We start from the raw sequence: 14,181 nt of genomic DNA, 5'->3' as shown, positions 1-14,181 counted from the left end.
GGCTCCCGGATACGAGGGCGGCGCTACGACATCCGTCCCTACGCGGGACCTTCCTTACGCCGGCGCCTTCGCGGCGGCAGATGCGGCGACCCCGGATCGATCGGCTGGGGCGGCCGTGACTGCCTCGCGGTCGGGCGCGAGCGGGTCGGTCACCGTGCCGGTCTCTTCATCGAACAGCCCCTGCGCCAGCCTGGTCACCGCTGCGGCGACCGGCGGCGCCAGGTCGGCCACGGCGCGAAGACCGGACAGGACGTCGTCGGGTCGTACGGCAGGCGTCACGTGCCGAACAACCAGCCGCAGTATCGCACAGGGCTGGTCGGTAGGCCTATCAGCCTGTGGACCGTCGCTCTTACTGCTTGCTGCTGCGTTGTGCGTCTCAAGGCTTGCTACGGCGGCACGCGCGTCGAAGGTGCGCATGCCGTTCTTCGTCTTGCGCTGGACCTCGACGGTGTCGGCCGCCTTGAAGGCCTCGACCGCGCGCTCCGCCTCCGCCGGGTCCACGCCGTCGAGGCGCAGCTCCCATACGGAAGCGGTGAGCCGGTCGGCGAGACCCGAGGTGCGGGCCTCGACCGCGTCGATGATGTCGAGCCCTGCGGGCAGCGACTCGTCGAGGAGCTCGCGCAGCTTCTCCGGATCACGCGCCTCGGTGAGCGCGATCTCCAAGTACTCCGCCTCACTGCCCGTGCCGGTGGGTGCGGCATTGGCGTACGACACCTTCGGATGCGGCGTGAACCCCGCCGAGTACGCCATCGGCACCACGGCACGGCGCAGCGCACGCTCGAAGGCGCGCTGGAAGTCACGGTGGCTGGTGAACCGGAGGCGGCCGCGCTTGGTGTAGCGCAGTCGGATGCGCTGCACCGCGGGTGCGGGCGGCGGGCCTTCGGGCTGTCGCTTGCCCAGTGTCGTTCAGTCCTTCGTGAGAGCGGTCGTACTGCTACCTAGAGTACGTGTCCCACCAGCCGTTGGTTCCCGCCGGTCCACGGGCTGCGGCTCCCGAGGCGTCCCGAAGAGCATCCGCCGGAAGTCGGCGCGTGCCTGCCGGGCGGAGTCGCGGGCGTCGGTCAGGGCCTGCCGTGTCGCCCGTCCCACGCTGCGCGCGGCCTCGGTGGCGGGCCGCAGGACGGTGTTCCGTACGGCATGCCCGACGGGCGTCAGCACGGCCTGATACACCCAGCGCACCGGCTCCACGAAGATCCACCGGAAGAGTCGCCCCAGGAACCGGCCGACGGCGAGCGAGATGTGCCCGGCGACGCGCCAGGCGTGCCCGAGCGCCTCGCCGGTCTCCCTCCCGATGACGGCGAGGAAGCGCCCGATCGGTACGAGCACCCACCGCCATACGGCGAGCGCGGGCAGCACCAGCAGGATGCGCAGCGTCCAGTAGAGCGCGGCACCGATCCCGGTGAAGATCATCCGTACGAGCCACACGAGCCCCAGCGCCAGCCAGGCGATCGCCCGGCCGACGGGCGCGAGGACCCACTCGTACAACCACAGGGCCGGTACGACGAAGAGATACCGCACCAGCCAGGCCACGGCCGTGTACACCCCGAGCCCGACGGCCGCGAGCACCAGCCCAAGTCCCTTGAACAGCCAGGCGATCGCGTGCCCGACGGGCGTGAGCAGCCGCACGTACACCAACGCGAGTGCGACGCCGATCCCCCGAGCCGCCCACGCGACCCCGGCGCCGATCCCGCACCCCAGCCAGGCGAGCCCGGCCCAAGTCCCCCGCGCCGCCCAGGCGATCGCCTGCCCGAGCGGTGTCAGCACCGTCCGGTACAGCCACACCGCGGGCACGACGAGCAGCACATGCCCGAGCCACGCCAGCCCCCTGCCGGCCGGCACCAGCACGTACCGCCACAGCGTCACCCACGGCAAGACGAACACCGCCCACGCCGCCCACGCCAGGGCCCGCCCCACCGGCCGCAGCACGGTGTCCCGCAGGAACCGCCCGCCGACGACGAGCGCGTCCCACACCATCCGCACCGGCACGACCAGGACGAGCACCACGATGCGTACGGGGACGCGGATCGCGACGGCGAGGCATCCCTCGGCGCGCTCCGCGGGCTGCGGGCCGGACGGCTTTTCGATCTCCATGCCCGGGTAGACGCGACATCGACTGCGCCGGATGCAGTGCTCGGCACTTCGCAACAAAACGGCAACTGATCGCCCAGGTGCGGTGAACTCCAGAAGTTCCAGGCGCATTTCGCGAAGTTCCAGGCACACTTTTCCTGTCGTAGTCCCGTCACCAAGAGGATGATCCACGCATGATTACGCTCACGAAGGAAGACGGCCCGGCGGATCTGGACGGAGTGACCCATCTGTCCATCGGCGTGTCCTGGGATCCCACCTCCGGCAGCAGCGGCGGTGTGGTGGGCATGCTCCGCCGCAAGACCGGTACCGACCTCGACCTGATCGCCATCGCGATGCAGGGTGCGGAGCCGGTGCGCCTCGCGGGCCTCGACTCGCTCGACCCCATGGGCAACGGCGCCTTGGTCCACAGCGGCGACAACCAGACCGGCCGCGGGACCGGCGACGACGAGACGGTGACGGTCGAGTTCTCCCGGATGCCGCCCAACGTCACGGCGATCGTGTTCGTCGCCGCCGCGTACAAGAAGGGCAGCTCCTTCCAGAAGGCGCGCAACATCAGCTTCAAGGTGTACGACTCGACCGGGGGCAGCTCCCAGCAGGTCGCCGACATCTGGCCGAGCCTGCTCACCCACGACAACGGCTGCGCAGTGGCCAAGGCCGTGCGGGTCGACGGCAGTTGGAAGCTCGAGGTCATCAACGTCACGGGGAAGATCAAGCAGGGCGACGAACACGCGCTGATGCGCTTCGCCGTCAGCAAGTAGTTCGCCGTCGCCGGGTCGCGACAAGCGGCGAGCGGCACCTGGCGAGCAGTACCGGACCCCTGCGGCCCGGGCGACCACGTGGCGCCCGGGCCGCGGCTCCTCGCAAAGTCACCCGCAGCCGTACGACGCCGGATCCTGAGGGCTCCCTCCATACGGAAGGCGGGCCGGATCGGCGCGCCGATTTGATCCCCGCGAGCTTGACATCACATCAATTTATTGCCCATTACCCCATCTAGAGCGGCCGATTATTCCGATTTGCCGATATGCGTGCACGTTCCGACGGGGCGCGCCAATCAGAGCCATGTGCACACTTCAAGCTCTGACTGGATTCGGGACACGGCCCGATCCAGTTGACGCAAGGAGCATGTACATGAGTCCAGCGAACAGGACGACCTCGCTGCTGGGCCCAGTGGCGCGAGACAGGTTCAGGAAGGCCGGCGTGCTGGCCTCGCTAGCGCTGATCATGGCGACGGGCGTGGTAAGCCCCGCCAAGCTGCGCTTGGACGCCGGGGCGGGCGCGAGCACACGCGTCGGCACCTGATCCCTCACCTGGCCACCGCAACACGGAAGCCCCTCCCTGATCGGGGAGGGGCTTCCGTGTTGCGGCCGGTCCGCTGGTGGGCCGCCAGCCGACCCGCACTCACTCGTACCTCAGTGGGCGTGCCCGCTGTTCGCGGGCTGCTTGACGGTCAGCGGCAGCAGCTTCTTGCCCGTCGGGCCGATCTGGATGGAAGTGTCCATCGCCGGGCATATGGAAAAACCTCTAAAACTATCCCTACGCTGGTCAGCATGAGGAAACGAGGACAGCGCCGACTCGTGGCAGACCGAGCGGCCTACAGCGTGGAAGCCGAGTGGACCGAGGCCGACCTTGCTCTGTTAGCGGAGCTGAAGCGGGCCGAGTCCCTGTTACCCGAGGACGCTCCTCGGGCTCTCCTATCTATCCGCTTGTCTGTGTTGACCGATGACACGACGTCGCCAGTACGGCAGGAACTTGACCTTCGCATCCTGGCCAGGGAGCGCGGCTGTCGAGTCGTCGGTGTCGCTTCGGATCTGAACGTGTCGGCAACGAAGGTGCCGCCATGGAAGAGGAAGAAACTCGGAGACTGGCTGAACAACCGCTCCCCCGAGTTCGACGAGATCCTCTTCTGGAAGCTGGACCGCTTCGTACGCCGCCTCTCTGACCTCTCAACGATGATCGAGTGGAGCCTGAAGCGCGGGAAGAACCTCGTCTCGAAGAACGACAGCCTTGATCTCACGACGACAGCCGGAAAGATCATGGTCACGATCATTGGTGGTATCGCCGAGATCGAAGCGGCCAACACCTCTACCCGGGTCATGAGTCTGTGGGACTACGCGAAGACTCAAGAAGACTGGATCATCGGTAAACCGGCCTTCGGCTACGTAACGGATGACGACGAGTCAGGGAAACTCGTTCTCGTCATAGATCCCCAGGCGTACAAGGCGCTGCACTGGGCTCGACGCATGGCACTTCGAGGACGCTCCGCCCGGTTCATGGTGCGCTGCCTGAAGCGATCCGGACTCATGAGCCAGGGACTCACCGTGGCAACACTTCACCGCCGCCTCCGTAACCCTGCACTCCTCGGCTACCGAGTAGAGGAGGACAAGCACGGTGGACAACGGCGCTCGAAACCGATCCTCGGCAAGGACGGCAGGCCGATCAAGGTTGCTCCCCCGGTCTTCACTGAGGAGGAGTTCGAAACCCTCGGCGCAGCTCTCGACAAGCGCAAGAAAAACCAGCCTCCGCGCCGTGTCGGCGGAGCAACCCACTTCCTCGGCGTCCTCTTGTGCGCCGACTGCAAGACGAACATGACCGTACAGATCACGAACAACACGTACGGGACCTACCACTACCTACGCTGCCGCAACTGCAAGAGCGGCGGACTCGGCGCACCCAACCCCGAGCAGGTCTACGAGCGCCTCGTGGAGGACGTGCTCAAGGTTCTCGGCGACTTCCCCGTACAGGTTCGCCAGTACGCCGAGGGCGCCGAAGTACGCCGAGAGATCAAGCGCCTTCAAGAGTCCATCGCGCTCTACATGAAGGAACTCGAACCCGGGGGCCGGTACACGAAGACCCGGTTCACGAAGGAGCAGGCAGAGGCGACGCTCGACAAGCTCATCGGGGAACTGGAAGCCATCGACCCCGAGACGGCACAGGACCGATGGGTCAACGTCCACGACGGGAAGACCTTCCGCGAGCACTGGCAGGAAGGCGGCATGGAAGCCATGGCCGCAGACCTGTACCGAGTCGGCATCCGGTGCGAGGTCACCCGCACGAAGGTGCCGAGGGTGCGAGCCCCGAAAGTGCACCTCCGTCTGCTGATCCCGAAGGACGTACGCGAGCGGCTCGTGATCCGAGAGGACGACTTCGCGGAAGCCCTCTGACACTGCCCAGCCGCACACGAACACAGCCGCCTTCCCCGTGTGCAGGGGCAGGCGGCTTCGTGTGTCACTCGAACCACGACGTGGCGTCGAACGGTTCTTCCGTGCCGTCCTCATCCACGATCACGATCTCACTGTCGATCAGGCTCACAGTCCCGTCGTCCCTGGGCTCAGGTTCGGGCAGAGGGGTAATTGGCCCCACCCCCCTCTTGCCTCGCGTCTGCGCCGATCCGCCGGGACTCTGCAAGGTCTTCGGCGATCCCGGCCGCGATGAGAGCGGCGCCGGGGGTGTGACCAGAGCCGACGTAGCGCCAGTGCGCATCTGTGACCGTGCTGGGAATGTCGGAATGGCCGACGTGGTGGGCGCGTTCGGCACGCAGAGCCGCGTACGTCGTCGAGTAGGCGCGGGACTTGGTGAGGATGTGGCCCCGGTAGCCGAGCGTATGAGCCCAGGTGCGCAGGCGCAGCGGCGCGTACTCGGGGAGGCCGCCGAGGCGCCAGCAGGTTCGCATGAGGGTGCGGACGTGTTCGCTCACGGGTGCCATGTCGATGTCGTCCCAGGTGGAGACCCTATGGTCGGTGCCGGCGCCTGTGTCGCCCGCCCCCTTGGTGACGTACTTGGCCACGTACGCGGCCACAGCGTCGTCGTCGAGTCCGGCACCGTCGGCGCGCAGCGGACGGGCGTCGACCTGGACGCCCCAGCGGAGTGCCAACTCACCCACGGCGGGGCTGTGAGGCGTGCGGACCAGGAGCCGCCGGGCCGTGGCACGTACGGCGTCGCTGAGTCGGTCCGCAGTGCCCCAGGCAGGGGGTTCGTCGTCCGGACCGGCCGGGCCGTCGAGGCGGACGACGGCGTGCACGTGGACGGCCGCCCGCCGCTGGTACTCCGCGACGCGCGCGAAAGACAGCCGGGCGTGTTCCGGGAAGCGGGACTGTACGAGGTCAACCGAGGAGGCGAGGTGTCGGCGGACGCCGATGACGAAGCGGTCCCACAGCTTGCCCGCGTTGGCGTGCCAGAGCACGTGAGCTGTGTAGTCGTAGCAGTCGGGGCAGAGGGGTTGGCCGACGAGAAGGTCGGTCGCGTCGTGGGCGGCGCCGCAGCTGATGGGGCGACCGTGTTGGCACCTGCCGCCGTCGCGACGCGGTCGGCACAGCTCCCCGGCACGATGGACCGCGCCGAAGGACGGGGCGGTCAGCGTGATGAAGAGCCGGGGCCGGTGGCGGACCGTGGCGGGAACGTTCTTGCCGCCGATCAGGCCCGCGCGGACGAGGTGGAAGGTGTCGCCCGCGTGGAGGCGGGAGCAGGGTGCGCAGACGGTGGCACGTCGGTTGCGGCAGCGGACGGAGAGCCGTTCGCCGGGTTCGTCGTGGGTGTCGTAGTGGTGGAGGATCTCGCCGGTTTCCGCGTCCAGGGTGGTGGTCGAGCCGGAGAGGTGGACGGGGTGGGCGCAGCCGCCGGTGGCGGTGATCTGCTCCAACCATCTTGTGTACTGGGGTTCTTGGGCGATGCGTATGGCGTCGCGGTCTGTTTCGGGGAGCTGGCGCAGGCGCGCCGCGCGGTCGAGGACGGCGCGCCTGTCAGCCGCGGTGAGGGCCGGGGTGATGGTGGTGACCTTCCGGGGTGGGCCGCCGCAGCGGCACTGATGATGGTGGGTGGCGCGTTGTGGGGCATGGGGATCACTCCTTGCGTGGGTGGCGAGTTGTGGTGATCGCCAGTCAGCGGATGGTTCCGGTGCCCCGGCAGACCCGGCAGCGGCGGAGCCGTCCAGTCCAGGTCTTACGGGCCCCGTCGCCCTTGCAGTGGGGGCACCTCACGCGAGGCATGGGCATGACGTCTGTCCTTCCTGCTCAGGTGTGGGAGAAGCCGGTGATGAGCCAGGTCACCAACCCGTGGACGGTGTAGATCACGGGGGTCTGGCCCAGGTAGACGCCGAAGAGGCCGACGCAGACCGCTTCCCAGGCGCGTACGTCGCGGGAGCGGACGAGGAGGACGGTGATGATCCCGAAGATCACCGCGAACGTGAACGCCGTACCTTCGCTGATCACTTGTCGTCTCCTTCCAGCGCCGCAAGAGCGCGGTCCACGGCGGGTAATTCCGGGGTCAGGGCGGCGTGTTTGCGTGCTGTGGCCATGGCCTGTTCGGTGGTGGTGAGGTGGGAACGGGCGCGGCTCCAGCCGCCATCCGGGCCGGTGCAGACGGCCACGCCCTGTTCCTCCGCTGTGATGGCTTGGGCGACGGCCACGGCGTCCTTGTTCAGGTCTCCGAGGGTCATTTCGGCTGTGCCGGGGTCGTTGACGCGATGGCAGATCCGGCCGCCGAGCTGGGCCCGCAGGGCGGTGACGCCGGGGCCGAGGTCGGAGCCGACGCGTTGTCCGGCGACGACCAGGTGCATGCCGAGCGCGGCACCGAGCTGCGCGAGGCGGAGCAGCAGTGTGGAGCACTGTTCGGCTTCCGCCCTGCTCTCGCGTCTGCCGTCGGAGAGGTACAGCTCCGCCAGTTCGTCGACGATCACCACGACCGGTACCGGCCGCACCTTGTCAGGCAGCTCCCATATCGAGCGGACGCCCGCCGCACGGCAGGCGCGCATGCGGTCCTGCATGTCGACGACGAGCGCGGCCAGGACCGCGACCGCCTCACGCCGACAGGTAGTCAGAGCACTCAGCCGTCCGGCGAACAGGCCAAGCTCCATGCCGCCTTTGCAGTCGATGCCGACCAGGGCGACGGGCTGCGGAGCGAGTTGGGTGATCAGCCGGGCCAGCAGCGTCGACTTGCCCGAGCGGGTGGCCCCGGCTATGAGCCAGTGCGGCACCAAACGCAGGTCCATCACCCACGCCCCGCCGCTCTCCAGCGCGCCGATGAGCGCGGACAGCAGCGCGGTGGGCGCGGTTGCCAGGCCGGGCCGCTGAAGCGGATCGCTGGCCGTGGCGGTCAGCAGGACGAGGCCGCGTTCGGGCGAGGTCACCCGTACCGCGTGGACCTTCCACGCATGTACGAGGGCATCGGACGCCTTCATGTACGTCGCCGGGGTCTGGCCCGCGTGCAGGCGCACGGTCACGGTCAGGCCCATGGCAGTAGCGCGCGGGAACGACAGGCGCGGAGTCACCGGCCGCAGCGGATCACCCTTGACCACCACGTCGCCGAGCAGCCCGCGCGGCGGACGGCGGGAGACCGCGAGGTCGTTGAGCGTGGCGACCTTGCGCCAGGTATACAGCACCCGCCAGGCGGTGACCGGGTATCCGGTGACGTACCAGTGCCAGACCGGGCGATGCCGCCGGACCAGGTCGCCGAGGACGAGCACCCACGCCAGCATGGCCAGCGCGAAGGCGATCAGGATCGCGCTCATCACGCACCACCGGCCTTGCCCGCGGCCGGAGCGCCGATGGGTGTGATCGCGTCCGCGCGGAAGCTGATTCCGTGCCGGTCGCCCATCGACCAGGCGAACGCCACCAGCCCGGTGACCTTGACGATCTGCCCTTCCTCGATCCCCTTCGGTTCACCGGCGACGGCGATCTCGATCACCGAGATGCGGCGCCGGTCCTGCCGCACCGTCACGGCCACGGTGAAGACGGGGTTGCCGTCGCGGTCTTTCTTCACCTCCTGTGTCTCGGAGTTGCTGATCTTCGCTTCGGGCGCGATGGCGCACCGCAGTACGCCGAGCCGCGCCGTGTCCACGGGAATGGACTGCATTTCTTGGCCTCCTTGGCCAGCCAGGACGCCACTCTCGACGTGACGTCACTTGTCCTTATGAGTTATGACTATGAAGTCCTGTACGGCGAGAGTGCAACTACTTATGCTGACGAGTGATGTCGCGCGTGCGACGTGCCTACGACCTCAACCCGGAGATGCCGAGATGACGGAGATCCAACGCCCCGGAGCCCTCTACCAGCAGGTCGCCGCCGCGATCCGGGAAGCGATCCTGTCGGGCGAGTTCGAGCCCGGCGCCCCGCTCCCCTCCGAGGCCCAGCTCATCGGCCGCTACAAGGTGTCCCGTCCCACGGTCCGCAACGCCATCGCTGCACTGCGCGCGGAAGGCCTGATCGAGGTGCGGCACGGCAAAGGCAGCTTCGTACGCTCCGACGGCCAGCCCGCCATCACCATCGAGCGCCGGGTGAGCCGCACGCCCGACGGGCGGTTCGTGATGCCCAACGGCGACGTCTGGGACGAGGCCGAGGATCCGACCCCGTACCGCACACGGACCACGAAGGCCACGGGCCGCCTGCTCGACCTCAGCGAGGAAGAAGCCCTGTTCGCCTGCGACCGACTGCTCATCGACCCCGGCACCGGCACGCGCGCCATGCACCGCACGCTGATCCCCTTCGAGGTGGCCGAGAGCATCCCGCTGCTTGCTGAGGAGCCTTGCAAGCGCCCAGCAGCGATCTACTGGCTCCTCACTCAGGACGGACACAAACTGTCGTGGTCCGAGACGGTCCGCGCCCGGATGCCGCTTCCCGACGAGCGGACCGCGCTCCAGCTCCCAGACGCCACCCCGATGCTGCACCTGGCCCGCGTCACGCACGGCACCAACGACCGCCCGCTGATCCTCGAAGAGCTGCGCACCGGTGCGGATCGCGCCGAACTCGCCTACCGGCTCACCGCCGACGAGCAGCCCGCGCGACGCCCCCGCGCCTGAGCGTCGACGGCCATCGGTCGAATACGTCTTCACTTCCTCAAGGGCGCGCCTGCGGCGCGCCGGGCCGCCCGGCCGCCCCGGCCGGGCGTGCGGCGTGACCGCCGGTCCCGGCCGGACGCCCGACGCCCCACACCGCAGCACGCCCGAGGAGGAGAGACATCTACTGGCCGTCTCGGGCCGGGGCCCACGTGGCTGGGGGTCGACGGCCTCCGAGACTTTAGGCAGCTCCCACGGGGCGAGCCTCGAAGAACAGGGAGCCCATCGGGCACACCAGCGGGCAGGTCCAGTACCTGCCCGATTCGCCGGGCCAGCGTAGGGCCCCCTGTTCACTCGCCCCATGGCAGCTACCGCCCAAAGTCTCTGCGGCCGGCGACGTGCCCACGCGCGGCACTCACCAGCGAAAGCGCGCCTCACGCCGCACCGCCGTCGCCGTCCGCGATCGACCCCAGCAACCCGGCGAGCCGCGCCATGGCATCCGGCCAGCCCGCCACCCGTACGGCCCCGCGCCCGTCCTCGCTCGTGGACGCCACGGCCCGCACCTCCGACAGCTCGAACCCTGCTCCGAGGAGCGCCCGATTCAGGTCGTCCGCAGCCTCCCGCGCACCGCGCCAGCCCGCCACGTAGTCAATCCCCGGCACCCACAGACCGGAGCCAGCGTCCTCCGTGTCCAGTCCGTCCCGCAGCCAGTCCTCACCCGCGCCGGTCACCTTGCCCACCTCTGCCCTGATCTAGGTAATGGATCGTCAACTTCATTGGCCCAGGGCATAAATGCAGCACGGCAGCCCCGGTACCATCAGGCACCGGGGGCCACCGCGTCCCCTGCCGGACCACCCCAGTTGCTGCCAGGCGCGGGGGTGGTCCGGTCTCGGTATGAGGTTGTGAAGCGCGGCCCCTCGCTCGGGAGGGGAGCCCCCGGAGGCATCCGAGGAGCCGCGCCCCTTGGCCAGAGTGGTCGGACTCCGGCCGTTGACCGGATCGCCGCCCGCTCCCGATCGCGAGGGAGTAGACCAGGGCGGCGACCCGGCGCCTGTCAGGCCGAGTTCTCGGCCTTCAACTTGCCGAGATCGAAGCGGCACCACACGGTCTTGCCGCCCTTGATCGCGGCCGACCACCACACCGACTCGGCCAGTCGCTGAGCGATCAGCAGCCCGCGTCCCCGGTCGGGCAATAGCGCCTCGACGAAGTCCCCCGCCAGCTCAGGCGAGACGAACTCACCCGGCGGAAGATCGGGCGGAGTCGAGTCCTCATCCGACACACCGAGGACCAGCACCTCAGGCCAGGTCATCAGCGACACGTCGATGCGCCGTCCAGCACCCGGACGCGCAAGGCAGTCATCCGGCACCGCGTGATGCACCACGTTGCCGACCAGCTCCGACACGACCAGTTGCGCGGCATCCACCGCGTGCGGCACCCCCCAGGTCTGGAGGTACGAGCCGACCATGTCCCGCGCGTCCTTGGCGCAGTCCGGCGACTCCGCGAAGAGCGTCAACGCCCGGAAGTGTCCGTTGGTCGGGTCGTGAGCCGAGCGGCACGAAGCGGCCTCCAGCGAGGCGTTCGCTGCGTGTTTGCTCTGCTGTGCTTCCACCGCTTTCCCTCCCGAGCGCTGACGGGCCCTGTAGCCCGTTGATCTGTGCCGACCAGTGAACGCCGCAGGAAGCGCGGCCGGGAGAGTTCACCAGGGGGTTCACGTGAACACCGGCGAATGCAAAGGGGGTTCACCAACGAACCCCCCAAGGCGGCACTGCTGTGACACGATGGACACTCGCTGTCATTCTCGGGTTGGCAGGGGAGCATGAGCCGAGAGCCGAACGCGCGGTTAGTCGCCGTCATGTACGAAGCGAAGGTCTCGAACAAGGGCTTAGCGAAGCGGATGCAGGACGCCGCCACCCAGCGCGGCGTGAGTCTCGGTACGACGCACGTCTCCGTGCAGCGATGGCGGGACGGCGCGGGCATCCAGCCGCAGACAGCGGCGATCATGGCGGAGGTACTGGGCACCAAGCTTGGCCGTCGCATCACACCGGGCGATCTCGGTTTCTTCGATCACTCGCGGTCGAGCGCCCCGCAGCCGGTGGGCTACCCGAGCAGCGTCCCTGATGTCCTGTCCATGCTGGAGGGGCTCGCCGACCAGAGCCCCGAAGCCCCCGCCTCTGACCAACTGATCATCGCGGAGGCCGACCTCAGTTCAGCCGTCCTCTCATGGATGATCGCCCGCCCCGACGGCGTCCAGCCCGACAGACCCGCACCCCAACGCGTCGGCATGCGCGACGTACGCGCCATCAGAGACGCCGCCAGCATGTTCATGCAACTCGACTTCAAGTACGGCGGAGGTCACGGCCACAAGGCATTGCGCCACTCTTCCGCCAGGAAGTTCTGCCCCTGCTGGACGCCAGCTATAGCGAGAGGGTCGGCAACGCGTTATTCGGCGCCGCCGCCGAGGTCTCCCAGTTGCTCGCATGGACCGCGTACGACACCGGAAACCACCCGCTCGCCCACCGCTATCTGACCTCCACGCTGCGTCTGTCGCAGGTCATCGACGACCGCATGTTCGGCGCCCGCATCCTCGGCAACCTCAGCCACCAAGCCAACTACCTCGGGAACCACGCCCAGGCCATCCAACTCGCCCGCGCCGCCGTCGAGGGTGCCAAGGGACGGGCCACCCCACGCGCCATGGCGAACTACTCAGCGATGGAAGCCCGCGCCTTGTCCAACGCAGGTGACCCGACCGGAGCGGGCCGCGCGATGAACGAAGCGGAACGCCACTTTGAGCGCGCCGACACGGCCGAAGACCCGGCATGGCTTGGCTACTTCGACTCCGCGGAACTCATGGGCGAACTCTGCCACTGCTTCCGCGACCTCAAGATGCCCCGCGAGTCGGTCGAGGCCGCACAGCGCGCGGTCGACGAAACCGACCCGAAGTACGCCCGCACCCTGGGGTTCTGCCGCATGGTGCTCGCCCAAAGCCACCTACTGAACGGCGAGTTGGAAGCCGCCGTCACAACCGCCAGCCTGGCCGTGGACGGCGGCGACAGCCTCCAGTCCTCCCGCTTCCTGCGCTACGTGACCGACTTCCAGACCGAGGTAAGCACCCACGCGGCGAACCCGACCGTGGCCGCCTTCAACGACCTGGTGCACGACGCGCTCGCCCGCCTGGAGGACGACGACGGGTAGCGGCTACCAGGGCTGCCAGTCCCGAGGCGCGTCGTCATTGCGCAGGCCAGCGATGCGCCGGCGATACTCGGCCGCTGTCTGCTCGTCCTCCTGCACGTTCTGCATCAGCCACGTCGTCATGCCGAACTCTTGCAGTCCACGCAGCGTCTTGTACCCCTCCCAGTCGTACAGGTCGCGCCCGTACGCGGCCACAAAGTCGGCGTACTGCTCATCGGTCTGCCACCCAAGGCTGTGATGCTCCACCGCCGTAACCATCAGGTCCCACTCCGGGTGATCGAAACAGAAGGCATCGAAGTCGATCAGGATCACTTGCCCCTGATCGTCCACCATGAGGTTCTGCACGTGGGCGTCACCGTGCACCGGCCCTTTAGGCGTCTCGAACCGCAACTCGGCATACCTGTCTTGCAGTTCCCTCCACCGCTTCCGCAGGAAGACCCTGTCATCCTCCGGGATCACGGCCCGGTTGAGCCTCAGATCTTGCTTGTCGAAGGGCTCGAACGAGGGCAGCTCAAGCCCCTCCGGCACCGTCAAAGAGTGCAGGTCCCGCAGGACGCCCCCCAACTCTCCGTAAGTCGCCTTCCGGTCACCCTCGACGATCAGGTGCCAGAACGTCACGGGGTGGCCATCGATCACGAGCGGCTGCTCAAGATCCTCAACGATGCGAGCAGCAGGAAACCCTTCCCCTGCCAGCCATCGAGAGACCGCCACTTCAACACGCGCTTTCGGCAGCCACTCTTGCCCACGGGCCACACGCACGATCACCGGGGCCGAGGCCAGCCGGAACAACGCGTTCTCTCCAAGGCGGATCAAGGTCACGCCTCTATCGTCGAGCCCCGCAGCCCGGCACGCGGAGACCATCACCCGCGTAGCCCTCGCCGACGTGAATCCCTCTTCCGACCGAGCAGCGTCAACCGCCATGCCCGTACCAGCTCCCCTAGTCGCGCGCGATCAACCAGCGCACGCGTACGGGCGACCAACCCGACGTGCGCCAGACACGACATCGACCGTATCGAGTAGACCGATCCGCGACGAGGGGGCCGTGCGTGACTCACGGACACACCAGACCATCGCCTTGCCGACGAGGTTTGACGTAACCAACCCAGCCCGAAGAGCGAAGATTCGAAGGCTTAAGCGCA

At 68.2% G+C, this 14,181-nt stretch carries 13 protein-coding genes and 1 pseudogene; 5 read left to right on the top strand and 9 right to left on the bottom strand.

The window, feature by feature from the left end; translation table 11 throughout:
• Positions 1–54 precede the first annotated feature (54 nt).
• Positions 55–858: a TIGR03936 family radical SAM-associated protein gene (locus tag C4B68_RS26795; RefSeq protein WP_099499257.1), complete on the bottom strand. Its 804-nt coding sequence runs from the start codon at positions 856–858 to the stop codon at positions 55–57.
• A 48-nt stretch (positions 859–906) separates the two neighbouring features.
• Positions 907–2,091: a hypothetical protein gene (locus C4B68_RS26790; protein ID WP_099499258.1), complete on the bottom strand. Its 1,185-nt coding sequence runs from the start codon at positions 2,089–2,091 to the stop codon at positions 907–909.
• 170 nt (positions 2,092–2,261) lie between these two features.
• Here C4B68_RS26790 and C4B68_RS26785 point away from each other — a divergent pair, with 170 nt between their 5' ends.
• The 3 genes from C4B68_RS26785 (at position 2,262) to C4B68_RS26780 (ending at position 5,249) form a co-directional block, all read left to right on the top strand.
• Entirely contained in the window at positions 2,262–2,846 is a 585-nt protein-coding gene (locus tag C4B68_RS26785) for a TerD family protein (protein WP_099499259.1), read from the top strand.
• Between the two features lie 370 nt (positions 2,847–3,216).
• Entirely contained in the window at positions 3,217–3,387 is a 171-nt protein-coding gene (locus tag C4B68_RS42090; RefSeq protein WP_167458946.1) for a hypothetical protein, read from the top strand.
• A gap of 299 nt (positions 3,388–3,686) precedes the next feature.
• Positions 3,687–5,249 (top strand): recombinase family protein, encoded by a 1,563-nt coding sequence (locus tag C4B68_RS26780; protein ID WP_099499513.1) that lies wholly within the window; start codon positions 3,687–3,689, stop codon positions 5,247–5,249.
• Between the two features lie 167 nt (positions 5,250–5,416).
• Here C4B68_RS26780 and C4B68_RS26775 read toward each other — a convergent pair whose 3' ends face one another.
• The 4 genes from C4B68_RS26775 to C4B68_RS26760 form a co-directional block, all read right to left on the bottom strand.
• Positions 5,417–6,793: a replication initiator gene (locus C4B68_RS26775; RefSeq protein ID WP_099499260.1), complete on the bottom strand. Its 1,377-nt coding sequence runs from the start codon at positions 6,791–6,793 to the stop codon at positions 5,417–5,419.
• A 301-nt stretch (positions 6,794–7,094) separates the two neighbouring features.
• The gene (locus tag C4B68_RS26770; protein ID WP_099499261.1) at positions 7,095–7,292 is read right to left on the bottom strand and encodes a hypothetical protein; all 198 of its coding nucleotides are present in this window, start codon (positions 7,290–7,292) and stop codon (positions 7,095–7,097) included.
• Entirely contained in the window at positions 7,289–8,590 is a 1,302-nt protein-coding gene (locus C4B68_RS26765) for an FtsK/SpoIIIE domain-containing protein (RefSeq protein ID WP_099499262.1), read from the bottom strand. The genes C4B68_RS26770 and C4B68_RS26765 overlap by 4 nt, the downstream gene beginning before the upstream one ends.
• Complete coding sequence (locus C4B68_RS26760) at positions 8,590–8,934, bottom strand: SCO3933 family regulatory protein (RefSeq protein ID WP_099499263.1); 345 nt, start codon at positions 8,932–8,934, stop codon at positions 8,590–8,592. Before C4B68_RS26760 ends, C4B68_RS26765 begins: the two co-directional genes overlap by 1 nt.
• Positions 8,935–9,097: 163 nt before the next feature.
• On the opposite strand from C4B68_RS26760, the gene C4B68_RS26755 reads away from it, so the two are divergent.
• Complete coding sequence (locus C4B68_RS26755; RefSeq protein WP_099499264.1) at positions 9,098–9,877, top strand: GntR family transcriptional regulator; 780 nt, start codon at positions 9,098–9,100, stop codon at positions 9,875–9,877.
• 410 nt (positions 9,878–10,287) lie between these two features.
• Here C4B68_RS26755 and C4B68_RS26750 read toward each other — a convergent pair whose 3' ends face one another.
• Both C4B68_RS26750 and C4B68_RS26745 read right to left on the bottom strand, forming a co-directional pair.
• A complete protein-coding gene (locus C4B68_RS26750; protein WP_099499514.1) occupies positions 10,288–10,584 on the bottom strand; it encodes a hypothetical protein in 297 nt (98 codons plus the stop codon).
• Positions 10,585–10,907: 323 nt separating this feature from the next.
• Complete coding sequence (locus tag C4B68_RS26745; RefSeq protein ID WP_099499265.1) at positions 10,908–11,462, bottom strand: ATP-binding protein; 555 nt, start codon at positions 11,460–11,462, stop codon at positions 10,908–10,910.
• A gap of 207 nt (positions 11,463–11,669) precedes the next feature.
• Between C4B68_RS26745 and C4B68_RS26740 the strand changes: the two are divergent.
• Positions 11,670–13,045, top strand: a pseudogene (locus C4B68_RS26740) (sporulation protein).
• Positions 13,046–13,048: 3 nt separating this feature from the next.
• Here C4B68_RS26740 and C4B68_RS26735 read toward each other — a convergent pair.
• On the bottom strand, positions 13,049–13,963 hold the full coding sequence (locus C4B68_RS26735; RefSeq protein ID WP_099499266.1) for a phosphotransferase enzyme family protein: 915 nt from the start codon (positions 13,961–13,963) through the stop codon (positions 13,049–13,051).
• Positions 13,964–14,181: the final 218 nt, after the last annotated feature.

Origin of the sequence: Streptomyces dengpaensis, from assembly GCF_002946835.1 — a bacterium.
In the GTDB taxonomy this organism is placed as follows: domain Bacteria; phylum Actinomycetota; class Actinomycetes; order Streptomycetales; family Streptomycetaceae; genus Streptomyces; species Streptomyces dengpaensis.
The sequence above is the reverse complement of the archived record's forward strand: the minus strand, read 5'-3'. Positions and strand labels throughout refer to the sequence as shown.